Here is a 22,192-nt window from a genome sequence, read left to right as displayed (position 1 = left end):
TGGTATGGAATGTATTGTAAAAAATTGAAAAATAGCTCTCACTTTACAAGTTAACAGAACAGACATTCAAACAGATAAAGTAGGAGCTTAGCACAAAAAAACTACGTGTATAATAGATTAAAAAATATAAAAGTGCTATTCTTAAAAGTACTTCTTAGCATAAAGCTCTACAGCCCTATGTAAAGTAGGGCTTTTCACTATAAAATCCATCTTTAATTATATCTCCATCGAATGTTTCATGTTAATAAAATGTAGCTTTTATTGTGTATAATAAATCAAATAAAAAATGGAAAAAGAGCTGCTTCTAGCCCTTAATCACCTTATTAATTATAGTGTTTTAAAAAAACAATAACCATGTTACAAAATCAAGCTGTCTGGATCTGCTAAAGGCTGAGGTGTCATAAAGGTACGGTTTGAATGGGTTCTCTAATAAATAATTCGTAGACTAATGTTTCAGATTCAATCAATACTATCATCATACAGATAAAACTTACCATGGTCATCACAAATAAATATGAATTCCTCGGAGCTCCAACCTTAAAATGTTATTTTAATGTATACTATTTACAAAATAATTTTCTGTATGGACTAGTATCCATACAGCTTGCCCTTTTACTGTCGTTTAGAGGACTTCTCAGTAATAATGGACTTATTCGACCGAATTTCTATTTGCGCATTTCATCTAATCTCTCTAAATCATCTACTATTTCTGATATATTCTCTTCTGCAAGTTGAGCAGCTTGAACCTGACCGGGTTTGAGATAGGAATTGGGATGAGAAATAACTCTTGTTAGAAAAAAGTATTGTTAATAACAAAATAAACAAAACTTCATCACTAAATATACCTATTTTTCCACCTCCATAGTTTAATGCAATATACTATGTTACAAGAATTGTTTGATATATGACGGGTAATCTAGGACAAGTATACATTTTAGTAGTTTATTTAACTTCTCTAGTAGTATTTTCATTCCCAAAAGCTTTACCACCTTGTTCTTCATTATTACTCAACATTGTCACCTCATCTGGCAATTCTACCTCGCTTAGATTTCCTTTTTCTCTTATTAATGGTTAATTTCATAAGTGAAATATCTTGTTGAATTCTATCAAAAAGGTATTCTGCCCTTCTTATTTCATAAATAGAATTATCTGACCCGTTGTTAAGTGTTTCATCTACGTATCCTAATGTTTTCAATAGTTCACCTGATATTTTTTCATACTGCTTTATATCCATAATTCTTATTCCTCTCCTTTTTAACACCTTGTGCCCGAAATAAACAGATGGAAAAAAATTTTCGCTCAGTATCGTTTTATATAAGTTAAATATTCAAAAGAATTAAGTTTGCTACGAAGGTGTTCCTGTTTTTATTTTATCAAAATAATGAAACCACTGATTTTAGCTTGAGAGGTGGTTTGTAGTGAAAATATGAAATTTTCTTGTGTATTCACTTCTTATTGTGCATTTACATTAATATATTTATATTTTATTATGTAATTTTTAATGAGAAGATCTTATATTTTAAGAATCCCTATATACCAGGAACTGAATGCAGAATTGACAAGTGCTGTAATGGGATATGTTTAGAAAGGAAATAAAAAGGAGGCTTTAAAAAGGTATAGGTCGGATTAGATATTGCTGGAACATACCATTTGGAACAAGTACCTGCACTATTTAATCTGAAAGAAGCTGTGGAACAAGTTGTAAATAAAGCTGCATAATTTGTAACAACTACACCAGCGAAGGTGTATTTGTTATGGTCATTTAAATAAACAGATTATTTTCCCTTTGACAGTTCCTCAACCTAAAATATTAATGAGAGTTTCTTAATAAAATTGGTATTTTATTATAAATATCTTATTTGATGCAGGATGTGGAATGTCGTTGTAATTTGGAGTGTATAGGTTAATTTTTCATTGAAATAAAACAATCGCCCTCAACATAACTAAATGTGTCTGAGGGCGATTGGATTATTGATTAGGTACGGATGTACTTATACATCTCTCTATTGTTCTTAATGAGTATTCTATCCTACAACTATCCTCATCATCCAAACAGTTCGCTGTAATATCGGTTACATTTGGAAAAGAAAAACTTATAGAGTTGCTATTATCAGGTAAATTGATTGTTGGTCGAATAATTTTGGGTATAACCGAACCATTTGTTGTTATATTTATTTCAAGGCCATCACCAGATATTAAAGTAATAGTCCCACATAAAACCCCAGTAGGAGTAGAAGCTCCACAGTAAATTTGAAATGGGTCGGTATCTTCTACACGATAAGTTCCCATAAAATCACAAGTAGGAACCGGACAATCGCAGCAAGCGGTCTTTTCTACGGTGTTAAGTGCCTTTGTAGTACTACCGCAACATGATGATTTTGAAGCATAAGCACTCATTGTTCTACCTCATTTCATAGTTTGTTTGGGGTATTGTATGGCTAATTAATTCGTTTTGATTAGACGGATGAGTAAATATTTTGGTGTTTTAGAGCTAATCGCAATCAACGCGGTTGGCTTTTTTATATTCCGAAAAAGGAGGTGATCTAACATGGCGCAATCACAGCCCGAAGTTGACGAGTGAATCGTGAAATAAAACGATGACGTTTTCGATGCTATTGCTAACTTAAAGGCGATTCAACGTGAAGTGAATAAACCAACGTGCCACTTCACATTAATAAATATGGAGAACGTAGTTGTGTGTTCGAATGCAAAGTCGATTTAGAAGCGTGGTGGAAAGCGAATGACAAATAAATTACAAAGCACGACCAACGAACTCCGCTATTTTAGCGGTGTTTTTTCTTATGTAGATGAAAACGGCGAACCTCGATTATCGGCGCCAGTTAAAATACTCCAAAATTCACGATAATGTATACCTTTTATCGTATCCTACCTCACTTCTGGAATAACATAAAATGTACTACCTATTCTTATAAAAAAAGGATAATAATAGTTCTTGTTGAAATATTAATATAGTGTTAGAAATGGATATAATTGATATTTATAACTACTATAGAACAAACTCAAATCCAATATTTCACACTAATTTATGTTTTAACGGGAGTGAGGCGTAGTGAAGATGAGTAAAAGTTTTTTTTCCTATCAAAAAGACATCCTGTTAGCATTTATTACTTCAATTGTAGGTTACATGGTTTTAATATCAACAAATAGAGTTGGATTAGTCGATTTAACTATTGAAGCAGTTTTGTTCTCTATAGCTAGTATAATAGGATTTAATGGCTATAGAAGATCTTCAAAGTCCATTAATAATCACTTTAAGAAATTTGAGTTATTTTACGGTATAACATATTTAATAGCTGTAGTCTCATTTATTATTGGTATATATTTTTTTGCTAACAACCCTACTATTCTAGAAATTGAACTTAGAAATGTAACGGAGAGCACTTTACTAATTATTATGAGTTTAATCAAATCATCATCCTTGATATTTTTAATTTTTACATGGAGCTATTTTTATAAGTATCTAAAAATATCAGCATCCACCAGAAAAAATATACTAATGTTCTTATCAGGGTTCTTACTTTATTGGATGTTATCAATAGTCATTTGGTTAATTACAAATGATTTAAATGTGTTAAGCTTGGGAATAGTTGTCGGGAGTGTAATTGGTATCTTTGCAATGATTGCACAAGACAAACGAACTAGATATCTGACTATCATTTTTATCATATACAGTAGTATACACTTAGTTGAGTTTTACATGATGGGGCTTGGTAAAAGTTTAGCAAGTGGATTAAATAACCCTGTATACTGGGGAGTCACTGTACTATATTTTTGTGAAGTAAATAGATGGATCAATAATGAAATTTAAGATGGAGAGATGTTATTGAATATTGAAGCAGGTATTAAAATTTAAAATGATGTTAGAGATAGTCTAAATGACTGTCTCTTTTTTATTTTGAAGGGATGTGTCTGAAGTGGAAAACAATTTTGGAGCAATTGAGAAAAAAAACTCCAAGACAAAGTGGATTGAAAATCTGGAGAATCAATCGCAAGAAAAATGTTGCATCCTTCTCCTTCTCTTCAGACGAAGACTTTACAGAATTCAAGGTAAAAGTAGTAAATGTACTGGCGCAGCCCATGACACCAGCACTAAGATAGATACAACTCATGGATCAGTTAATACAAGTGGAGATGAAGGCTATTCTGCAAACACACCAATTAATGTTCAAGTCACAGGTGATGATATTGAACAAGCTTCTAGTGTTGACAGTCAAAAAGTTATCAAGGTATTCATAAAAGATCATTCTATATGAAGATGGAATATGAAGATATTTGGAAAGAAGAAAGTAAAGCTGACTAATGTATATAAAGGGGAAAGATAGGTTGTTTCTCTCCTTTCTTCTTGATTGTTAATCATGATGTAGTTATAATTTATGCGATGTATTAAAATAATATCCTTACGGTAAAAGATGTTTTATCGTAAAATTCCTCTCCCTTATTACTCATTATCCACACTCTTCTCCGATTCTTCTAATATTTCTACTTTTGTTGCTCCTACTTTTGGGGGCTTTGTTTCAGCAGCTACTCTTTTATGCCAAACCTTAACCTTTTGACCAACAGTTAGCTCATCATATTCATCTTTATCAATTGCAAAATAAGCTGATTGATTTTCTTGTGCCTCTGATATTAGATCTTCCTTTGATTTATCATCAATATCATCTTTAGTAATATTACTAATTACAAGGATTTCATACACTTTACCTTCTCTTTTTTCAATAATGTAACCTTCGAATGTTGGATTTGTCGTTGAACATGATACAAGAAGAGATAAAATTACAGCAGTAATTGCATATCTAAATAAATTCATATAGAACCCCTCTAATTCCATTTTACTTGTTGCTTATTCATTGTTCATTTATTCTGGCAAGTGAATTACTGTATCATTAGTATAGGGGAAGATATCCTATAATTCCATAGCGTTCATTATTTGAGTGTAAAGTCCATATGTTCCACCTCCTCCGGATGGAAATTCACCTCCAGAATGTATAGGGTGTATTAAAAAATTATAAGGATCGTATACTATTGCACCATTGTCTCCTCGTTGAGAAAAATCATCTGAGCTGAGAATCATTATTTATCCTAGTACTTAAGCCTCTCATTCCAAGCATCTCCTTATGTCTCATTATGAACGAACATATATTCTTTTTAACGTATTAATCGAACGTATTTTCGTATATACTATTGGTAAAGGAGTGATACGTTTGAAGGACAGAGGGATAATGAAATGGATGCCAGCATTTATACAACCGGAACATATGAAGATGATGAAAGAAGCAAAGGCTAATTATTATAAGGTGCAAAAGCCTATATTAGATGAGCATGAAATAGAGGAAATTAACAGTACAATCCTAGAAGCTATGGAGTTTACACAAGAAGTAACAGTGACGTATTTTGAGGACGGTGCGTTTAAACCCAGTATGGGGTATATTCATTATGTAGATCAAATCAATAAGCATATTAGAGTAATGGATAAATTTGAGGATATACACAGGATTAAATTTGAGGATATTATTAATGTACAAATAATATAACAGCCCCACATGCTTTGCAGGGCTGTTATTTCATGGAGTGAATATCTTGCTGTATTTTATATTATGCAATTGTTATTATTTGTATGCGTATTTTAAAGGACGGACAACATTTACAGTGTTTAAAAACACCGCTTCATCCGTTGTTATTTCACCTTTTGATACTTTCTTCTCCTACTCATCACTTGTAATAATTCCTTGTTCTCTAGCCAAATTATAAGTCTCTGCCAACTCATTAAATTGCCACTTTTTTAGTTTCATATATTCTATCTCCTTGTTTTTAAGTACCTTCTTATAATTAAAAACAGAACACGCTTTCCAAGAGTAAACTGGAAACTCATTGTGTCCTTTTATCTGCTTATCATTTGTCATGTCCTTAATTAATGCAGAATGTAAGTCACCTAACGATTGTTCCAGTTCTGGAGTGGTTTTTTCATATCGGAAGTCACCTACAAGACAAATACCAATTGCATGTTTATTGCAATCTCTCAAATGATAAGACATCATTCCTGGACTGTGACACCAGACTAGATGCCTCTTAAGTTGAATATATTTTTCATAATACTACTTTGCTTCTTGATGCTTATTTAATTTCTTGTATATAAACAACCTATTATAGTAATAGATTGAATAGTTTTCATCTATCTCTATCACCTTATTTAAATCAGCTTCTATTTTTTTAAATTGTTTTAGTTCGTAACGACAATAGAAAGCATATGCGATAAATATATGATGATAAAAAAGTTCCATAAATATTTCTATTAAAAATGTGTACTTCCCTAGGACAACCATCGTGACAAAGTAGATTCTTCGACATAGTATATATTACATCATGTTAAAAGGGGGGATTTTTATGGACGCAGTTTTAGTTTTGGTTTTATTTATTCTTTTAGTTATCATTTTATTTGAAAAAACAAGATGTTACAGCATGGGAGATAATCTTGCTTTTCAATCTGGATTTTCTCAGGCATTTCAACCGAGTTTACCTAGGGTCGACCAATTTGATTTAAATGCTAGAATTGGTTCATTTTAAATACGTTAAAACACCACTGACATGATTCCACAACGATGATTACCAAACAAAACTAAAATACCATATATTTCAAGAGGTTTGTACGTTTTAATTATGGTGACCAAACAGGTTGACCTCCACCATGCCAAGGTGGCAATCATGGTTTGATAGAGCAGGCTAAACTTGGACAAAACCCAGTTTTATAGTGCTTTCATAAGTTACTTATCTGATTATTTCGTAGCACTTTGGGTTATTGTTGAAGGATTTTGTCAACAATTTGTCAACAAATGGTCAGCAGATCCGAAAAAAAGAAAAACTCTTAGAGGTAGCCTATGAAATAAATTCTAACTTTGAACTAGAAAGTTAAACATCATATATATTTAACTGCTTTAATTGACCTTAACAGAAAAAATCTATATAATAGTTCTAATTTTATAGTGGTGAATTACAAAAGATAGAACTTTTCTGTACTATAAGCCCCTCCTATTTTGTTATCTGTAGTTACTTTATATATTTACCTTTAACAAAGTGTATAAATTTTTCAATGGTCCATAAACGGTCTTGATATTCTGCAGGATACATTGAGTGATAAGGTTTAGGAACTACTAATGTTACCTTTTCCTCTGCCATTTCATCAAATTGGTTTGAGGATATCCCTTGTTGTAATGTTAACAGGTGTTTTTCTGGTATTCTATTCGCCTCATTCAATATCTGTCTCCATCTATCCTTACAAGTTGTTTTGGAACCTAAGAAGATTAAATCATTTGCATAATACGATGTATCTATATAGGCAGCATTACTTGGTAGAAGAAAATCTGGTTTGTTGTTTCCTTCAGATATACCTGGATGTGAGGAAGGTAGATTAAAAGAAGAGAATAAGAAATCAACATGATGCTCTAAACTCCTTCCTGCCCTACTCTTTCTTCTATTTAAAATTGTATTAGCAACAGCAACGAGCGAATCTACTTCACCAAATGGTTTAATAAGATACTCTTTATAAAGATGTCTTTCCAAAGCCTTAAATGTACTATATTCAATTTTTACCCATGTGAGAATAATATCATCTGGTGAAAATGTTTATATCGAAAAAGACATGGTATTTGAAATACTAACTTACCATGATACGATAGAACATTTTATAAAATATTTAATTCTACTACAACTTTCTCAGCATTCTGATCATTTTTTTATATTTATTTTTTACAGCACAATTTGATAACTCTTCTTATATTACTGTTGTGTTAAAAAGAGCGCTGATATACTTGACATCAACACCTATTCTTCCATTACCTCAAATAGTTCTTCAATAGTAGTATCTAATGCTCTTGAAATTGCAAAAAGGTGTTTAGCTTCAAACCTAGAATTTCTATCAAATCTTGAGATTGTAGCCTGAGTAACACCAGATAGATTCGCTAATTCCCTTTGTGTCATGTTTCTTTCTCTTAATATCTTTGATAGTTTAGAGTTGACTTCCTGCATTTTTATTTAGCTCCTTTTAGGTCATCTTGTTCATACGGTCTATACTTCTTCCTTAATTCTTCAAGCTCTGCTTTTTTAGCTTCAATATCAACACGCAGAAACAAGCTATCTCCACGCAATTTTTTAACTGGAGTTAATTTACCAGAACTGATAAGCTGACTCATTCTTTGTCTGGTGACTCCAAGGATTTTGATAGCTTCAGACGTTGTTAATACTTCCTCTATGATGAACTTTTCTACTTCTTCCCTTGTGTATAAATGGTACTTCATATAGATCATCTCCTGAGTTGTTGTATTTGAGGTTCTTTATAATATTACTTGACTTACATCTGATATTTTTTACTTGATTGCCTATTGGACAGTGGTAAAATTAGCTACTACTTCCCCAACAACCGGATCATGTTTGTAGTTTTTATACAGCCTAATTGTTACTCTCCTTATTAATGTTGTATAGGGAATTCACCGTTTTTATCATCATACGGTCTATATTTTTTCCTTAACTCCTCAGCTTCTTTTCTTCGAACATCCAAGTCTGATTTTAAAAATAGCTTAATTCGTGGTACTTCTTTTACAGGAGTTACTTTTCCATGAAAAACCGCCTTGTTTAAGGCTTGTTTTGAGATCCCCAAATATTCAATTGCTTCAGGAGTGGTCAATATTTCATCCTGGATAAATTCAATCAATTCTTTTTTGCTGTTAAAACTGTACTTCATAAAAATCACCTTTCCAATAATTTTATTAAGAGTAGTATAAACCAAACTCCAACTGCAGTGACTCCGATCCACTTTAATACAGTCATATTCGAAAAATCTAAATCAGAGATCCAAGCTAAAAATAAGACCAAGAACAAAATATCTGTCAAATTAATTCTTTTCATAATTATATAAGGTGGTTGAATATAGTCTACTATTAGATGAAAGAAGTATGTAAGCCCGTTCTTCCTTATGGCCTAGTGTTTCCGTTTCTTTTGCTGCTTTTTATTGTCTTTCTTCACTTGATCTTTCTAAATTCTTTTGTTCCTGAATAACTAAAGGAATATGTATTTTTCAAACCAACCACCTTTGTTCACTTCCTTTCTGTTCTAAATTATACTAACTCCCATGACAATAGTCAGTAGTGTATATTTGAAATTTTTGTTTTTTCGAAAAAATGTTAATTTTGTTATATTTATTGCCTTACTTAAGTAGTCAATACTATTTTAGTTAATAATGAAGACGAAAATAAACTCTCCCCTCCGTCTCCTTCATTAACACTAAAATAGTTATTGATACTGCCTACTCTCAAATACACACTGCACAAAACGGTTAATTTTTGCATTTATTTCAAATAAATCCAAATTTAGACTTTAAATTAGAATCATAGAATTCTTGTTTTCTCTTATCTAAAATACACCTTCTGCATACTCTTATGGATTCGGTATACTTACAATTCGGATATTTACTACAACCTATAAAATTTCCGCTATCTTTTCTTCTCTTTCGTTTAATTAAAATTCCATTAGTACAACTTGGACAATCACCAAATTGTTCAAAATGATCTATTATATCCTTTGAATTTTCTTTCGTGGAGTTTATTTTTATATTTTCCTGTGGGGGGGTGTGCTTTTTTCTCAGAATTATATAAATATATAACTACAATAAAAATAACTATTCCCCAAAATAGATATACTACAAAGTTCGTATCATTAATATCAATGTTGTTAGTAGTAAAATCACTCGGAGTATAAGAGTTACTTGGGGTGTTTGATGATCACGTTCCATTATGAAAATGATATTGACCATAACTTAAGTCATAACTACTGCAGTTAGTTCTACAAGTATGTCCTCCATTAGAATCTGTACGTCCTGAATGTGTTAAGACTGCCTCACCTGTATTAATATATAAAACACATAGAATAAATATAAAAATTATTAATCTTTTGTTCATTTTTCATCCTATCTCTAAAAGAAATTCTCGTCAGACTCGTTTAACTTCCTTATCCATTAATTTCAGATTCTAAAGCTAAACTATTCATTTCAAGATTATCTCCGGAACTCAAATATTTCTAATTATCAAGTTTAGTTCTTTCATCACTTGTTTCCTAATTCCTACTTGTCTTTCAAATAAACTAAAACATTACTTTTGTTTCCTTGCAATAGTAGCTCGTTTTCTTTCTAACACGTCTAACTTAAAAAATAACTTATCACGTACCATTTCCTTAATCGGTGTTAAAACACCTCTATTGACCAGATCATTTAAATTTTGCCTGGAGCAACCGAGGATCTCGATTGCTTCAGACGTATTTATTATCTCTTCAGCTATAAACATCTTTAGCTCTTCCTTGTTTTTAAAAGTAAGTCCATTAGTTGTCATGCTGCTTAATCCTCCTTCTTAACCACAGGGAAATTGCTGCCGTTAGCAGCCATACCCCAGCTTAAATAGATGCAATAATATCTAGACTGGTTGGACTTTTATAGTCTAATGACGCAAAGTGAAATATAAACAATACGAGAAAAACAATGTGGAAAGTATCAGTTTTTTTCATGAATTTTAACGGACATGGTATAATGATAGTAAGGTTGGAGGAGAGTCGAACCTGCTCCTACCTTACTTTGAGTATTAGCGTTATTCCTTAATCGGAATGCGTTTTTCTTGTTGTAGTTTTTTCTTCTGTCTTTTAGGTCTAGTAAGTTTTTTATAATGGATGTTAATCCTACCAGTATTCCTACCGACCATGCTGTGATTCTATGTATCCTCTCCCAAGTTTCCATGTCCATTATTCTTTCACCTCCTTCTATACTATTAATATATCAATAACCTTGACTTAAGTTAATATAAATTGATAATAATTGGATTTATTAGTAAAAAATAATATATTTTCTATAATAGTGTTGCTAGAGCGCCCTCAAACAAAAACATCTTTTCATTCACGTACTATAGGATAATAAATGCAAAATAAAAAAAGCCTTTAATCATGAAAGTAAAGAGGAGGTAGTATGACTATCCTATCCAATAACAAATTATAAAAATTATCCATTAGTCGTGTAGGAAAATCACTATAATTTTTAACTTAGTCTTCACTATCCGAACATAATTTCGTATATAGAGGGATTGTGAACTGGATGCCAGCTTTTATACAGCCGGAACAAATGAAAATGATGAAAGTAGCAAAGGATATTATAAAGTGGAAAAGCCTGTCTTAGATGAGCATGAAATAGAAGAAATAAACAATATAATCCTTGAAGCTATTTAGTTTATAAGAGAGGTAACTGTTACATATTTTGAGGATGGATCATTCAAACCTTGTATGGGACATATTCATTTTATTGACCAACTCAATAAGCATATCAGAATTATGGATAAATTTGAGGAAATACATAAGCTTAAATTTTAGGACATAATAAACATACAAATAATATAACAGCCCCACATGCTTTGCAGGGCTGTTTTTCGTGGAGTTGATATCTTGCTTCTGCAAATATCAACGGTTACAAAATTGTAGGACTTTTACGATATAATCAATCTTATATTATATATTCACAGTAAATAGTACCATAAAAACCCTTCTAGCAGAAAGATGTGTAATTTAATATCTTTTATTGTATTAATAGAGCTTTTAATCCACTGGAGTTATCTAGATATTTAGATAAAACAATTAAATGCTAAGGCTGTAAAAGAGCACTGTCTTTAGCCCTACTTAAATAGTGGAGTGCTACAGTTCAGTTTAAGAACTTCTTCATCAAGTTGCGAAAAACTACAAATTCAAAAATCAACTTCGATTGTGGTAGACCATCAATTATTCAGATATAAATGTCTTTCCTTTTTCAAAAATAACATCATCAGCTACAATACAAAACTCATCTTTTCTAACATTTCCTGTTTCTATAGAAACTCTTAATTCAAAATCCCCAATATCAGACAAATATATTTCATGATCTAACCAAAATATACCCTGATTTATTTTTGAGAAAGAAAAAAATTTTACACCTGTGAAAACAATCAAAGTAGTTCCATAGCAATCTAAAGAGATTGTTACGGTGTTTTTATCAGTTTGATTATAGGCAATTATCATTGCATCATGAAAATATGTCTTCACTAAATTAATTGCATTTTTTGGTAGTTTTCGTTCAATTGATTTATAATATAGATTATATTGTTCACTACACTCTTTAATCTCTAATTGAAAACGCTCTCTCCAATTATTTACAAAGGCCATTGATTCCTCAGAAAAACAAGTAACACTATTAAGTGAAAAATTGTTCAATATAGAGTCACCCACATGTTTTAGTAAAAAAGGTTTGACCATTTGGAATTCTTGAAGTATGGTTTTTTCTAAGTTTGCGTCATCATTCTCTGAATCAAAGATATCCATTAAATCAAAAAATTCATTAATTGCTTTTTTTTCATATATTTCATTAGTAATATATTTCACCATATCACCCTTTCTAAATAATAATTTTAGATAATATTAGTAATACAATCATATGAACAGGATAGAAAAAGTACTGAAACAACCAAGGAAGCTTATAATCATATTTTTCTAAGAATATAATTACAAAAATCGATAGAATTGAAAATAGTTGAAATGAATGAAATCCATATATATATTCCTGCAAATGTAGCTATTATTTGAAAGAAAAGAACTTGATATAATTTATTGTAAAAAATGTAGAAGATAAAAATTAAAGCAAGACCATAAATTCCATATTCAAAAAAAAAGCGCATCACTTATTAATGCAATAGTACATATACTTATATATTTAATAACAATATTTAATCTGGTTTCAAATATTATTAAAATAATAAGTCCCGATAATAAGGTGAAGACCACATTTATATAATCATTATTAAATAAATAATAATATGGCACTTGAGATATAATTGCCAATAAGAATAATCGTAACGCATAGCGTTTAAAGTTTTGTGTACGCTTAATTCCGGATGCGATCCCCCATGTGAATAAGGGAAACGATAAACGCCCTATTAAAGTCAATATAGTAATATCAGGGTAAAATATTTGTCCTATGTGGTCAATGGTCATAGTTAAAGATGCGATAACTTTAATCATATTATACTCTTTCTTTTATACTATTTGTTTTTAAAACTCAAAAAGGGCATCTATAAGTAAAACTACTACTCATAAGATCGCCCCTCCCTTTAATTTACCAATACCAAACGTGATTTTTTCTATTTTGTTTATTTCCCCAATAACTGCAGTACCAAGTTGCAGTATCTACTGGATGATAGTGCATGTAATAACCTTCTCCGTGCTGAGAGTTTGAATGTTAAATATAAGTTTCTATCTTACCACTATTTTTCGCAATATCAATAGCCTTATCCTTAGTTCTAGCCCAAACATTATTTTCTTCAGAGTTTGCTACTTGTATCCATTCAATAGCAGCACTTCTATTCGGGATTGCAGGCCCAATAAATACATCAGTTTTATCTTCGTCTAAATTTGCTGTCCAATAATCATATTTAGACTTATTCATCTCTTCCCATGCTTCTGCAATCTCATACGCTATGATTCCAGCTATTGCTATTGATGCTGCTTCTGCAAATAATGCAGCCAGTAAACCCGCAGCCCCCCACTCTATGATTGCACCAGCTAATAAAGGTATTTGAGCAACTACGATATTTTCTTCTTCTTTTTCTTTATCAATTTTCTCTTTTCCTTTGTTTTCACCTTTTTCAATTTTAATTTTTTCTTTACTTTTATCGTCAATTACTGTTGCTAAAATATATCCATTTGTGTGTGCTTCTTCAACTTCTACCCTATATTTTGTTCTTTTTTCCTCACCATTTTTTAATAAGCTTTTAGGTTTTTCAACTGTTTCTAATGTAACTTCATTAGTAGTTTTATCTAAAGTAGCATAAAGCTCATCACCTTTATACTCTGTCATTACAGTCACAAGATCATCACTTGTTTCTACTACCTTGTAATCTATTTCATTTTCTTTATCAGCATCATCTGCTCTTGCTATATTTGTCGAACCTAAATTCATCAATACTATACAAACAGATAAAATCATTGCTAAAGATTTTTTAAAAAATGAACGCATATTAATATCTCCTCTTATTTGTGTGTTAGCCTAACAAAACCTTCTCCAAATACTTTATCTTTTCCTGGAATACCCAATTCAACAGACATAGATTTGAGCATGCTATAGATATCACTTAAACTTAATTCTCTATCGTATTCTAGTAATAAAGCAACAAGACCAGTAATATGTGGTGCTGCTATAGAGTTCCCGTCAACTATTTCATAACCATTGTCCTTTGATGTCGTGACTATATGAACACCAGGAGCACTGAAATCAATTTTTCCATTTGATGATTTTATGTACTTGCTATATTTTATATCTACAGAAGATACTGATATAACGCCTGGATAAGAGGCTGGATACCCCACATTTTCATCCGAGGAATTGCTAGCAGATGCAATAATGATGATACCGTGGTCTAAAGCATTATTTATAGAATTTTTAAGCAGAGGATCATCTTCAGGAACTGCGAAGCTCATATTAATCACATCTATATTATTCTTAATGCACCACTCTATTCCTTTTTCCACATCTGATACTACTCCTTGTCCAAAATCGTCTAGAACTTTTACAGGATAGATATCTGCACTAGGAGCAACACCTACTAAACCAAAATTCCGGGTCATTCAAAGAGAAGGACAACCTAACTCCGGAACAAAAGGAACTGCAAGAATTACGTAAGCGAAACAAGCAATTAATGATATTTTAAAGCAAGCCGCGCTGATACTAGGACAAAAAGTAAATGTGATTAAGCAAAACAAACACAAATACTCGATATCAGCAATGTGCCAAGTCCTACAACTCCCAAGAAGTACGTTTTATTATGAAGCAAAACACCGAACTCATGAGGATGATATCACATCACATATTGTTCGAATCTTTCATGAGAGTCGACAGAATTACGGGACACGCAAAATTAAACATGAACTTATAAAGCTTGGGAAAGCTGTTTCTAGAAGACGCATTGGTAGAATCATGAAAGAACTAGGACTGGTTTCTAAATATACTGTCGCACAGTTTAAACCCCATTCAGAAAAGCCAAATGAGGACCAATATTCCAATGAACTAAACCGTAAATTCACGCGGAACGAAGCGTTTTCCGTTGTCGTAAGCGATTTAACATATGTAAGGGTTGATAAAAAATGGCATTACATATGTGGGTTCGCCGTGCAGATGATTTATCTACATGGTTCTGTCATTCCGTTTACACCAACACTGCCTACACACGTATCACCCACACATGTCACTTCTATTTTCGTTACATTTTCAAATGAATACATTACGTTATCATTAGCTGAATCAACTATTATCGTTTGTTCAATTCCGTTTGCAGTAAATTTTACAGTTGCTGTTCCTCCGTCCTCGTAATCAACAGCCCCGTGTAACCCGACCGGTCTACCGTTATAAAGCACCCGCGTATCTCCTGCGTCTACACGATAAAGTAAGTTTAAAAGGGCGATAATTAACTGACACGGACAATCACACGTCTTATCTTCCTTGATTGTACTTCCGCAACACGTTGTTACCTTCTTATATTGACTCATTGTTTTACCTCCATTATCACAAAATGAATACGATATCATATGCAGTGATTCCTATTCGTGATTGGACATAAATTAGGTCAATAATTATAGATTAAACAAACAAAATTTGTAAAAAAGATACTAAAAATTAGTTACATCTCTAGTTAAAAGTTTCACTTTTCATCCATGCATTAAAATGTAGCTTTTATTGTGAATTACATTTTCCAGATCTAAATAGAATAAGGGCTAGAATTAGCTCTATTAACCACAATAATCATTGAGTTTACTTTTAAATGTCTATAAGATAGAAAAAAAGGAAAATTATGCAAAAACAATAGACGACATCGTAAATAGTTGGTATAATCTAAATGTTCAGATAATTAAAAATAAGAGGTGTGTCCATGAGAAAAAAACTAATGATGTTTGTTGCAGCCTTTACATTAATTTTCGGGATGGGATTAGGTACAACTAGCGCATATTATCCACCGCCTCCTCCTGATGATGGCGGTAGCACTGGTGGCGGTGAGAACTGTGATCCAGCTCCAGATGGTATTTCTCTTAATAAAATTTGTCCACCTGAAGGATGATAGTGCGTATTGATCATTTAATGTCATTTGGAGTACCTCACCATTCCTGGTGAGGTACTTTTTTTCCTAGCACACATCTCAGTTTTATCCTTAAATAGCAGTAACCACAATTTCTATTATGTTTATTTGAATCTGCTTTATCTTAAAGAACAGGGTTAATTATTTATATTAATTAAGTCAAATACTTCTTCAAATTGATCCCATTTTACTGTTACTTTTATTACTTCGTCCTCTTGAACTATTGACTCACTCTTAGAAGAATAATTGAAATTAAAAGCGTCCTCAGATAGAGGTTCAGTAATTTCCAAATTATTCAATGTCCGCCCCACACTTCCATTAGATGTTTCGTATGTGTATGTAAGGGTATTTATTTGTGAGAGATCATTGAATTCTCCGATATAGTTTATAATAAATTCTTCACTTCTTTCGTGGTCATACCTTTCTTTTTCATCTTCCCATACTGATGTACCTGTTATAATAACTTCGCCTTTCCAATATTGACCTTCTCCACTAAATATGTGTTCATACTCTATTTCTTCCTCTCCATTAAATACGTTTACATTTTTAGAATTATTTTCATTAGAGCAAGATGTTAATACTGCTATTAGTATCAACAATAAACCTATCATCTTTTTCAATTTAAATCCTCCTATACTATAGCTACTAAACACTTTATCACTTTTGTTTACTAGTTAGTTTTTTGTACTATACCCAAGCCACTACTAAAACACCCCAACTCAAAAGAGTAGGGGTTAAAATCCAATAAGCTATTAATTTCCATTTTCAGTATCTAAAATTGCTTGTACAATTACATGTAAATCTGTCTCGTTTATTTCACCATCTAAATTCACATCAGATTCTACTTCACTTACTTCTTCGCTTGATACTCCAGTATCATATGAAGCAATCGCAAGATCTCCAAGTGTTACCTTACCATCATTATTTACATCACCATCGGCTAATGTTACATTGATCTCTAATTCAGTTAAGGAAGGAGCATATTCATTTCCGTATTTATCAGCAACAAGACCATTTTCCACAACGATTTTTCCAAACCCACCAGAAAATTTTGCTTTAAATGTTAAGGTTACTAAAACAGCATCTTCATTTATACCGAAATCACGCCCTTGACTAGCAAGAATGTAACGCAATGTGTTTCCTGGATCTTCCTCTGTATAATAAAAGTCTATGCCATCTCCAGTTGAAGCACCTACAAAATCAAATAATGTATCATCGTAAATAATATTGAAATCCTCTGCATAGATATCTTGTCCATTTTTCAACCATACATCTACTGTGAATTCCTCTGTACTAAATACTTCATTTTTTTCTGTTTGCAGATCTAATGTTAATTCAGTTGTACCAATAACACTATCATCAAAAGGTAATAATACACCCGAACCACCAATGTCAACCGCATCTAAAACAAGTTCCCAAGCATCTTCATTTATGATTTCAACGACGTGCTCTTTCTCTTCCAAATCTAGCAACTCAAAAAAACAACTTGGTTCATCCCTAGATAGCCATTTTGATTGATTGGGTATGGTATACCATCAACATATACTGTAGAGTTGTGAGTATATTCAAAGTGGTCATACGTAGCTAATAACCTTAGTTTCGTACCAGTAAAATTGAATTTAATTTTATCTCCTGCTACCGCAGTAGTATTATAAGATCCTCCAAAAGGAAGATTGTGATGTTGCATCCAAAAACCATCACCTTCATAAGTTATATAACCATCTGTATCATCATACCTCGACCAATCTGGTTGTGGTGTATCAATGATCTGTTCACCTACATAGGCACTTGTAGTACTTGGCATCACTACTAACGGTAATATTAATGCAAATAATGAAAAAATTGTGACAGCTAATACTTTCTTCGATAATTTCATGAAAAAAATCCTCCTCTGTTAGTATTATATTTTAGTAAATTGTATTTATAATTCTATCAAAAAAATTCATACTAATGTTTTGTAGACACAATGTCCATTAAGTTTACTAATCAAAATGAATGTAAATTGTAACTGCTGAAAAATCCAATAAAATGGATATTTTATTGGTTTCACAAATAGCTATATCCCTAATATCACTCATGAGAGTGCTGATAATATATTCCTTACTATTGTTCATGATTTTTTTAACCGGTAATCTTCCATATAAAAAGAGCATATAAAACTCCCACATGCTCTTTTATCTTTTTCAATTATTAATAAAATCCTTATTGTCATTGATTGAATATGTATCATTGTTTGACAACCACTCTTGAATCCAAGAATAGTATAGTAATTATCATCATCTGTACGTATGAATGGAATCCCACTGCCTAAAAGAACTTGATTTAAATCTATTCCATCAAATTCACTTAGGGTAATCCCCATATACTCAGCTATTTCTGATTTACTATATAATCTCATTTCTATTTTACTGTTTTCACTTACTGAATTGACTGAACTAACTGAATTAGATTTTGCCATGTCTGATAAAGAATTGGAGATAAATATTGAACTGACTAAGATAGATATTGCTAGAATAATAATTGATATCCCAGTAAAATTTATTTTCATATTCCCGCCTCCGCTTTTAAACCATTCATGGGACATATTCACTATGTAGATCAGCTCAACAAACATATAAGAGTAGTGGATAAATTTGAGGAAGTACACCGTATAAGATTCGAGGATATAATTAATGTACAAATAATATAACAGCCCCACATGCTTTGCAGGGCTGTTTTTTCGTGGTCGTCATTCGTGATGTATTTTATACTATGCAAGTATTGTTTTTTGTATTCGTTATTTTAAAGACAGCTAACGTTTATAGCACTAAGATATATTATTTCTCTTAATGTTATCTACTTTTTCAATTCCTTTTACCACTTGTCACTTGTAAGACAGTCATGTTCTTTAACTATTTTTAGGACTAGAATGAGGCCATATTCCTGTAAAAAGTGGGATGTAGTTATCATCTGAGTTGATTGAATCGAAATAGACCAAAGTATGAAAATGCCCCCCACTCACCTACCTTGATTCATTCTAATATAGATTTAAGTGGGAGGTGTTAATTAACAAATAACCCCAACCATCTATTAGAGAATTATAATTTAGTTACCTATCTTCGTTCAAGTAATTCTTTTATATCGTCTACTTTGAAGTCTAATAGGATTTCTTTTTGAATAACACGTTTGAGTGTTTCTGAAACATTATTATTAACATCCATTAAATCACGAATAGTTACTAACCTATCAGATTCGAATGCTGCAACTGCTGCTTGAATTTTCTCACCTTCAGCGTTCATAATGTGTGCTAACGCTAATTCTTCAAATCCAACTGTAACTAATAAAAATAAAAGAACATTTTCCTCACTATATTGTGGTAGTTCTGGTGCTACTGGCATCCCCATTTGTTTATGTCACCTCTTCTCATTTGACTTACATTAAAATTATATGTAATAGAAAAAGAACTGCTTGTTTAAATGACTATTAACAAATGAAAACAAATAAATTATATTTTTTAACTAGATAGATTTCTCTAATTTATATGTATTAAATAAGTTCCTATAGTTATGATTATGTAAACTAGAATTGAATAACCTATACATGGATATGCAAAAAAGCTGACGGTCTTACATGCCAGCTAAATCTTTATTAAGGTGATGGTACTCTTGCAGCTCCAAAAGTTGTATCAAACATAAGGTTCCCATCTACAGTATTTGAATAAACAACATCTACAGTATCCCCAGGCTGTAATTGTACTACGGTACTTGTAGTAATAGAATTCTCACCCGTAATAAAAGGTGGTACAAAAACATTAGTTGCCCTACTTAAAACTTGAGCACCTAAAAAAATTGTTAACGAAGCAGAATTGTTAATATTAGAATCTGTTGCTCTAAAACGAACGGTAGCATATATAACATAAACTCCGGATTGATTAGGGGTAAATGTTGAAGTAAGAGGAGAGTATTCATTATTTAAATCAAATACTACATTAGGGAAAAGAACTTCTACGGATGTCCCCCCAACAAAAGACATATCATTGATTAATTCTGCTCTAAATGCTGATTGAGGATCAGAAAGACCAGGTATTCCTTGAGGCCCTTGAAGTCCCTGTTTCCCCGGTGGTCCTTGAGGTCCTTGTGGTGGTGGTGGAACAACTCTACATTTACAATCTTTATCCTTCATTATTATTTTCACCTTCTATAATTATTTTTACTTTTATATGTATGGTTATTTGTTATAGAAGATTGGACTAAAATATATAACGTGACTAAAATGTGTAGAAGTCTATACAAATAGTACATATTACCATAAGTTCCGATAGCTACTATGTATGTAAACTAGATTTGAATATGGCATACAATCTTAAACAGACTTTCACGAACCTCACCAATAAATATAGTGGCGCATGTTCAAACAAGAGTTCATATATTAAGGTAATAAAACTGATATATGAGGTGCTTCTTATGGTAACGGCTTATGTCGTAAATAATGGATTTGGATCAAATAACGGGACTGTTTCTGTCATAGATGTAAAAACTCATCAGGTGATTGCCACCGTTCCTGTGGGACAGAACTCATTTGCTATATCCTTCACACCCAATGGCAAATTGGCTTATGTCTTAAATAATCTATTTCCCCCAAATAATGGGACTGTTTCAGTTATAGATGTGAAAACTCATCAGGTGATTGCTACGGTACCAGTGGGAGATGACTCACGTACTTTATCCTTCACGCCCGATGGCAAATTGGCTTATGTCTTAAATAATGGGTTTTCCCAAAATAACGGGAGTGTGTCTGTCATAGATGTAAAAACTCATCAGGTGATTGCCACGGTGCCTGTGGAAGGGGACTCACTTGATGTGTCCTTCACGTCCGATGGTAAATTGGCTTATGTCGTAAATACCAGAATTTTCCCAAATAACGGGACTGTTTCTGTCATAGATGTGAAAACTCATCAGTTAATTGCTACGGTACCAGTCGGAGAGGACTCACGTGATGTGTCCTTCACGCCCGATAGCAAATTGGCTTATGTCTTAAATAATGGATTTTTCCCAAATAACGGGACTGTTTCTGTCATAGATGTGAAAACTCATCAGGTGATTGCTACGGTACCTGTCGGAGAGTTTTCACGTGATGTGTCCTTCACGTCCGATGGTAAATTGTCTTATGTCGTAAATTCCGGATTTTGTCCAAATAACGGGACTGTTTCTGTCATAGATGTGAAAACTCATCAGCTAATTGCTACGGTACCAGTGGGAGAGGACTCACTTAATGTGTCCTTCACGCCCGATAGCAAACTGGCTTATGTCGTAAATAATGGATGTTCCCCAAATAACGAGACTGTGTCAGTCATAGATGTGAAAACTCATCAGGTGATTACCACGCTGCCTGTGGGAGAGAACTCAATGGTTGTAGCCTTCACGCCCGATGGTAAATTGGCTTATGTCGTAAATACTCGGTCTTCCCCAAATAATGGGATTGTATCTGTCATAGATGTGAAAACTCATCAGGTAATTGCCACGGTACCTGTCGGAGAGAACCCAATTGCTTTGTCTATCACACCTAATGGGGGTAATGAGTGCTAAACTATGATATACCTCAAAATAGATTTCTCATTATGTAAGATAATATTAGTTCCAATTTTTCATTTCTGAAGAACTGGAACTAATATATTGATTCCTATAGTTGCTATTATGTAAACTAGATTTGAATATGATATTCATTTATATACATAAACTTTGTTCTAAGTACGAAAAAATTAAAGTGTAGTTAAAAAATGGTGCCGCTGAAAAGAAGATTAAATATCTCCCACAATTTTTACATTTCCCAATAATTATGATATTCTAATCATAGACAAGCTATTACTGCATACAATAAGAAAGACCGAAGGTGCTGTAACACCGACGGCCTTACAATAACGATTCCCTCAGTGGATCGGCTTAGTTCTGAACTGCACCCCAATTGTTAGACAAAACTAACAACGGAGGTGCAGTTTTTAATGACAAAGTATTCCTTAGAAACTA

Annotated in this window: 32 protein-coding genes and 1 pseudogene; 9 read left to right on the top strand and 24 right to left on the bottom strand. The window is 32.3% G+C overall.

The genetic code is table 11. The features are described from left to right. Positions 1 to 1,021: 1,021 nt before the first annotated feature. Both JM172_RS14600 and JM172_RS14595 read right to left on the bottom strand, forming a co-directional pair. The gene (locus JM172_RS14600; RefSeq protein ID WP_214483102.1) at positions 1,022 to 1,234 is read right to left on the bottom strand and encodes a hypothetical protein; all 213 of its coding nucleotides are present in this window, start codon (positions 1,232 to 1,234) and stop codon (positions 1,022 to 1,024) included. Positions 1,235 to 1,968: 734 nt separating this feature from the next. Then, positions 1,969 to 2,397: a hypothetical protein gene (locus JM172_RS14595; protein ID WP_214483101.1), complete on the bottom strand. Its 429-nt coding sequence runs from the start codon at positions 2,395 to 2,397 to the stop codon at positions 1,969 to 1,971. Between the two features lie 673 nt (positions 2,398 to 3,070). On the opposite strand from JM172_RS14595, the gene JM172_RS14590 reads away from it, so the two are divergent. Next, positions 3,071 to 3,829, top strand: coding sequence for a hypothetical protein (locus JM172_RS14590; RefSeq protein WP_214483100.1), 759 nt, complete (start codon positions 3,071 to 3,073; stop codon positions 3,827 to 3,829). Positions 3,830 to 3,926: 97 nt separating this feature from the next. Continuing rightward, positions 3,927 to 4,274, top strand: a complete 348-nt coding sequence (locus tag JM172_RS14585; RefSeq protein ID WP_214483099.1) for a hypothetical protein — start codon at positions 3,927 to 3,929, stop codon at positions 4,272 to 4,274. Between the two features lie 185 nt (positions 4,275 to 4,459). Here JM172_RS14585 and JM172_RS14580 read toward each other — a convergent pair whose 3' ends face one another. Then, positions 4,460 to 4,828, bottom strand: a complete 369-nt coding sequence (locus JM172_RS14580) for a DUF3221 domain-containing protein (RefSeq protein ID WP_214483098.1) — start codon at positions 4,826 to 4,828, stop codon at positions 4,460 to 4,462. A gap of 96 nt (positions 4,829 to 4,924) precedes the next feature. Continuing rightward, on the bottom strand, positions 4,925 to 5,092 hold the full coding sequence (locus JM172_RS14575; protein ID WP_214483097.1) for a hypothetical protein: 168 nt from the start codon (positions 5,090 to 5,092) through the stop codon (positions 4,925 to 4,927). Positions 5,093 to 5,222: 130 nt separating this feature from the next. On the opposite strand from JM172_RS14575, the gene JM172_RS14570 reads away from it, so the two are divergent. Continuing rightward, a complete protein-coding gene (locus tag JM172_RS14570) occupies positions 5,223 to 5,552 on the top strand; it encodes a YolD-like family protein (protein WP_214483096.1) in 330 nt (109 codons plus the stop codon). Between the two features lie 171 nt (positions 5,553 to 5,723). Here the strand turns inward: JM172_RS14570 and JM172_RS14565 are convergent, their stop codons facing one another. Beyond that, a complete protein-coding gene (locus JM172_RS14565) occupies positions 5,724 to 6,053 on the bottom strand; it encodes an N-acetylmuramoyl-L-alanine amidase (RefSeq protein ID WP_352223553.1) in 330 nt (109 codons plus the stop codon). Between the two features lie 60 nt (positions 6,054 to 6,113). Further along, positions 6,114 to 6,299 (bottom strand): hypothetical protein, encoded by a 186-nt coding sequence (locus JM172_RS14560; RefSeq protein WP_214483094.1) that lies wholly within the window; start codon positions 6,297 to 6,299, stop codon positions 6,114 to 6,116. Between the two features lie 103 nt (positions 6,300 to 6,402). Between JM172_RS14560 and JM172_RS14555 the strand changes: the two genes are divergently transcribed. Continuing rightward, complete coding sequence (locus JM172_RS14555) at positions 6,403 to 6,582, top strand: hypothetical protein (protein WP_214483093.1); 180 nt, start codon at positions 6,403 to 6,405, stop codon at positions 6,580 to 6,582. A 480-nt stretch (positions 6,583 to 7,062) separates the two neighbouring features. Here the strand turns inward: JM172_RS14555 and JM172_RS14550 are convergent, their stop codons facing one another. The 7 genes from JM172_RS14550 to JM172_RS14520 all read right to left on the bottom strand — a co-directional run bounded on the left by JM172_RS14550 (position 7,063) and on the right by JM172_RS14520 (position 10,391). Further along, positions 7,063 to 7,575 carry a type II restriction endonuclease gene (locus JM172_RS14550; protein ID WP_214483092.1) on the bottom strand — a complete coding sequence of 171 codons (513 nt, stop codon included), beginning with the start codon at positions 7,573 to 7,575 and terminating at the stop codon, positions 7,063 to 7,065. 261 nt (positions 7,576 to 7,836) lie between these two features. After that, positions 7,837 to 8,040, bottom strand: coding sequence for a helix-turn-helix domain-containing protein (locus tag JM172_RS14545; RefSeq protein WP_214483091.1), 204 nt, complete (start codon positions 8,038 to 8,040; stop codon positions 7,837 to 7,839). Between the two features lie 2 nt (positions 8,041 to 8,042). After that, positions 8,043 to 8,309 (bottom strand): helix-turn-helix domain-containing protein, encoded by a 267-nt coding sequence (locus tag JM172_RS14540; RefSeq protein WP_214483090.1) that lies wholly within the window; start codon positions 8,307 to 8,309, stop codon positions 8,043 to 8,045. Positions 8,310 to 8,479: 170 nt separating this feature from the next. Beyond that, positions 8,480 to 8,752, bottom strand: a complete 273-nt coding sequence (locus tag JM172_RS14535; RefSeq protein WP_214483089.1) for a helix-turn-helix transcriptional regulator — start codon at positions 8,750 to 8,752, stop codon at positions 8,480 to 8,482. Between the two features lie 609 nt (positions 8,753 to 9,361). Beyond that, complete coding sequence (locus tag JM172_RS25470; RefSeq protein ID WP_352223583.1) at positions 9,362 to 9,580, bottom strand: topoisomerase DNA-binding C4 zinc finger domain-containing protein; 219 nt, start codon at positions 9,578 to 9,580, stop codon at positions 9,362 to 9,364. 208 nt (positions 9,581 to 9,788) lie between these two features. Continuing rightward, on the bottom strand, positions 9,789 to 9,965 hold the full coding sequence (locus JM172_RS14525) for a YHYH domain-containing protein (RefSeq protein WP_214483088.1): 177 nt from the start codon (positions 9,963 to 9,965) through the stop codon (positions 9,789 to 9,791). Between the two features lie 189 nt (positions 9,966 to 10,154). Continuing rightward, positions 10,155 to 10,391, bottom strand: a complete 237-nt coding sequence (locus JM172_RS14520) for a DNA-binding protein (protein ID WP_214483087.1) — start codon at positions 10,389 to 10,391, stop codon at positions 10,155 to 10,157. Positions 10,392 to 11,274: 883 nt separating this feature from the next. On the opposite strand from JM172_RS14520, the gene JM172_RS25465 reads away from it, so the two are divergent. After that, on the top strand, positions 11,275 to 11,412 hold the full coding sequence (locus JM172_RS25465; RefSeq protein ID WP_214483182.1) for a YolD-like family protein: 138 nt from the start codon (positions 11,275 to 11,277) through the stop codon (positions 11,410 to 11,412). Positions 11,413 to 11,814: 402 nt separating this feature from the next. Here the strand turns inward: JM172_RS25465 and JM172_RS14510 are convergent, their stop codons facing one another. The 4 genes from JM172_RS14510 to JM172_RS14495 form a co-directional block, all read right to left on the bottom strand. Next, positions 11,815 to 12,450 (bottom strand): DUF4085 family protein, encoded by a 636-nt coding sequence (locus tag JM172_RS14510; protein ID WP_214483086.1) that lies wholly within the window; start codon positions 12,448 to 12,450, stop codon positions 11,815 to 11,817. A gap of 276 nt (positions 12,451 to 12,726) precedes the next feature. Next, positions 12,727 to 13,086, bottom strand: coding sequence for a TraX family protein (locus JM172_RS25460; RefSeq protein ID WP_214483085.1), 360 nt, complete (start codon positions 13,084 to 13,086; stop codon positions 12,727 to 12,729). A gap of 217 nt (positions 13,087 to 13,303) precedes the next feature. Next, positions 13,304 to 14,080, bottom strand: a complete 777-nt coding sequence (locus tag JM172_RS14500) for a hypothetical protein (RefSeq protein ID WP_214483084.1) — start codon at positions 14,078 to 14,080, stop codon at positions 13,304 to 13,306. A gap of 14 nt (positions 14,081 to 14,094) precedes the next feature. Next, positions 14,095 to 14,688, bottom strand: a complete 594-nt coding sequence (locus JM172_RS14495; RefSeq protein WP_214483083.1) for a S8 family serine peptidase — start codon at positions 14,686 to 14,688, stop codon at positions 14,095 to 14,097. Here JM172_RS14495 and JM172_RS14490 point away from each other — a divergent pair. Further along, positions 14,679 to 15,220: pseudogene (locus tag JM172_RS14490) on the top strand (IS3 family transposase); the annotation flags it as partial. The gene JM172_RS14495 and the pseudogene JM172_RS14490 overlap by 10 nt on opposite strands. A gap of 20 nt (positions 15,221 to 15,240) precedes the next feature. Here JM172_RS14490 and JM172_RS24820 read toward each other — a convergent pair. Beyond that, on the bottom strand, positions 15,241 to 15,606 hold the full coding sequence (locus JM172_RS24820; RefSeq protein ID WP_250886681.1) for an H-type small acid-soluble spore protein: 366 nt from the start codon (positions 15,604 to 15,606) through the stop codon (positions 15,241 to 15,243). 380 nt (positions 15,607 to 15,986) lie between these two features. On the opposite strand from JM172_RS24820, the gene JM172_RS14485 reads away from it, so the two are divergent. Next, positions 15,987 to 16,172: a hypothetical protein gene (locus JM172_RS14485; protein ID WP_214483081.1), complete on the top strand. Its 186-nt coding sequence runs from the start codon at positions 15,987 to 15,989 to the stop codon at positions 16,170 to 16,172. A gap of 155 nt (positions 16,173 to 16,327) precedes the next feature. Here the strand turns inward: JM172_RS14485 and JM172_RS14480 are convergent, their stop codons facing one another. The 4 genes from JM172_RS14480 to JM172_RS14465 all read right to left on the bottom strand — a co-directional run bounded on the left by JM172_RS14480 (position 16,328) and on the right by JM172_RS14465 (position 18,738). Beyond that, positions 16,328 to 16,810 (bottom strand): hypothetical protein, encoded by a 483-nt coding sequence (locus JM172_RS14480; RefSeq protein WP_214483080.1) that lies wholly within the window; start codon positions 16,808 to 16,810, stop codon positions 16,328 to 16,330. A gap of 132 nt (positions 16,811 to 16,942) precedes the next feature. Further along, positions 16,943 to 17,653: a cohesin domain-containing protein gene (locus JM172_RS14475; RefSeq protein ID WP_214483079.1), complete on the bottom strand. Its 711-nt coding sequence runs from the start codon at positions 17,651 to 17,653 to the stop codon at positions 16,943 to 16,945. A 2-nt stretch (positions 17,654 to 17,655) separates the two neighbouring features. Further along, positions 17,656 to 18,066, bottom strand: a complete 411-nt coding sequence (locus tag JM172_RS14470; RefSeq protein ID WP_214483078.1) for a hypothetical protein — start codon at positions 18,064 to 18,066, stop codon at positions 17,656 to 17,658. Between the two features lie 234 nt (positions 18,067 to 18,300). Continuing rightward, complete coding sequence (locus JM172_RS14465; RefSeq protein ID WP_214483077.1) at positions 18,301 to 18,738, bottom strand: hypothetical protein; 438 nt, start codon at positions 18,736 to 18,738, stop codon at positions 18,301 to 18,303. Between the two features lie 27 nt (positions 18,739 to 18,765). Between JM172_RS14465 and JM172_RS25455 the strand changes: the two genes are divergently transcribed. Further along, complete coding sequence (locus tag JM172_RS25455; RefSeq protein ID WP_214483076.1) at positions 18,766 to 18,879, top strand: YolD-like family protein; 114 nt, start codon at positions 18,766 to 18,768, stop codon at positions 18,877 to 18,879. A gap of 403 nt (positions 18,880 to 19,282) precedes the next feature. Here JM172_RS25455 and JM172_RS14455 read toward each other — a convergent pair whose 3' ends face one another. Together JM172_RS14455 and JM172_RS14450 are read right to left on the bottom strand one after the other, a co-directional pair. Further along, positions 19,283 to 19,573, bottom strand: a complete 291-nt coding sequence (locus tag JM172_RS14455) for an alpha-helical endospore appendage domain-containing protein (RefSeq protein WP_214483075.1) — start codon at positions 19,571 to 19,573, stop codon at positions 19,283 to 19,285. A gap of 244 nt (positions 19,574 to 19,817) precedes the next feature. Next, positions 19,818 to 20,351: a C1q-like domain-containing protein gene (locus JM172_RS14450; protein WP_214483074.1), complete on the bottom strand. Its 534-nt coding sequence runs from the start codon at positions 20,349 to 20,351 to the stop codon at positions 19,818 to 19,820. A 281-nt stretch (positions 20,352 to 20,632) separates the two neighbouring features. Between JM172_RS14450 and JM172_RS14445 the strand changes: the two genes are divergently transcribed. After that, the gene (locus tag JM172_RS14445; protein WP_214483073.1) at positions 20,633 to 21,754 is read left to right on the top strand and encodes a cytochrome D1 domain-containing protein; all 1,122 of its coding nucleotides are present in this window, start codon (positions 20,633 to 20,635) and stop codon (positions 21,752 to 21,754) included. Positions 21,755 to 22,192: the final 438 nt, after the last annotated feature.

Source organism: Bacillus sp. SM2101, assembly GCF_018588585.1.
Classification (GTDB): Bacteria; Bacillota; Bacilli; order Bacillales; family SM2101; genus Nanhaiella; species Nanhaiella sioensis.
This window is presented reverse-complemented; position numbering and strand designations above follow the sequence as displayed.

What these genes read in the sequence shown, in the direction of transcription:
- JM172_RS14600 (WP_214483102.1), bottom strand. Translation starts at nt 1,234, where the DNA reads ATGGATATAAAGCAGTATGAAAAAATATCAGGTGAACTATTGAAAACA.
- JM172_RS14595 (WP_214483101.1), bottom strand. Translation starts at nt 2,397, where the DNA reads ATGAGTGCTTATGCTTCAAAATCATCATGTTGCGGTAGTACTACAAAG.
- JM172_RS14580 (WP_214483098.1), bottom strand. Translation starts at nt 4,828, where the DNA reads ATGAATTTATTTAGATATGCAATTACTGCTGTAATTTTATCTCTTCTT.
- JM172_RS14575 (WP_214483097.1), bottom strand. Translation starts at nt 5,092, where the DNA reads ATGATTCTCAGCTCAGATGATTTTTCTCAACGAGGAGACAATGGTGCA.
- JM172_RS14565 (WP_352223553.1), bottom strand. Translation starts at nt 6,053, where the DNA reads ATGTCTTATCATTTGAGAGATTGCAATAAACATGCAATTGGTATTTGT.
- JM172_RS14560 (WP_214483094.1), bottom strand. Translation starts at nt 6,299, where the DNA reads ATGGAACTTTTTTATCATCATATATTTATCGCATATGCTTTCTATTGT.
- JM172_RS14555 (WP_214483093.1), top strand. Translation starts at nt 6,403, where the DNA reads ATGGACGCAGTTTTAGTTTTGGTTTTATTTATTCTTTTAGTTATCATT.
- JM172_RS14545 (WP_214483091.1), bottom strand. Translation starts at nt 8,040, where the DNA reads ATGCAGGAAGTCAACTCTAAACTATCAAAGATATTAAGAGAAAGAAAC.
- JM172_RS14540 (WP_214483090.1), bottom strand. Translation starts at nt 8,309, where the DNA reads ATGAAGTACCATTTATACACAAGGGAAGAAGTAGAAAAGTTCATCATA.
- JM172_RS14535 (WP_214483089.1), bottom strand. Translation starts at nt 8,752, where the DNA reads ATGAAGTACAGTTTTAACAGCAAAAAAGAATTGATTGAATTTATCCAG.
- JM172_RS14525 (WP_214483088.1), bottom strand. Translation starts at nt 9,965, where the DNA reads ATGAACAAAAGATTAATAATTTTTATATTTATTCTATGTGTTTTATAT.
- JM172_RS14520 (WP_214483087.1), bottom strand. Translation starts at nt 10,391, where the DNA reads ATGACAACTAATGGACTTACTTTTAAAAACAAGGAAGAGCTAAAGATG.
- JM172_RS25460 (WP_214483085.1), bottom strand. Translation starts at nt 13,086, where the DNA reads ATGATTAAAGTTATCGCATCTTTAACTATGACCATTGACCACATAGGA.
- JM172_RS14500 (WP_214483084.1), bottom strand. Translation starts at nt 14,080, where the DNA reads ATGCGTTCATTTTTTAAAAAATCTTTAGCAATGATTTTATCTGTTTGT.
- JM172_RS14495 (WP_214483083.1), bottom strand. Translation starts at nt 14,688, where the DNA reads ATGACCCGGAATTTTGGTTTAGTAGGTGTTGCTCCTAGTGCAGATATC.
- JM172_RS24820 (WP_250886681.1), bottom strand. Translation starts at nt 15,606, where the DNA reads ATGAGTCAATATAAGAAGGTAACAACGTGTTGCGGAAGTACAATCAAG.
- JM172_RS14485 (WP_214483081.1), top strand. Translation starts at nt 15,987, where the DNA reads ATGAGAAAAAAACTAATGATGTTTGTTGCAGCCTTTACATTAATTTTC.
- JM172_RS14470 (WP_214483078.1), bottom strand. Translation starts at nt 18,066, where the DNA reads ATGAAATTATCGAAGAAAGTATTAGCTGTCACAATTTTTTCATTATTT.
- JM172_RS14465 (WP_214483077.1), bottom strand. Translation starts at nt 18,738, where the DNA reads ATGAAAATAAATTTTACTGGGATATCAATTATTATTCTAGCAATATCT.
- JM172_RS25455 (WP_214483076.1), top strand. Translation starts at nt 18,766, where the DNA reads ATGGGACATATTCACTATGTAGATCAGCTCAACAAACATATAAGAGTA.
- JM172_RS14455 (WP_214483075.1), bottom strand. Translation starts at nt 19,573, where the DNA reads ATGGGGATGCCAGTAGCACCAGAACTACCACAATATAGTGAGGAAAAT.
- JM172_RS14450 (WP_214483074.1), bottom strand. Translation starts at nt 20,351, where the DNA reads ATGAAGGATAAAGATTGTAAATGTAGAGTTGTTCCACCACCACCACAA.
- JM172_RS14445 (WP_214483073.1), top strand. Translation starts at nt 20,633, where the DNA reads ATGGTAACGGCTTATGTCGTAAATAATGGATTTGGATCAAATAACGGG.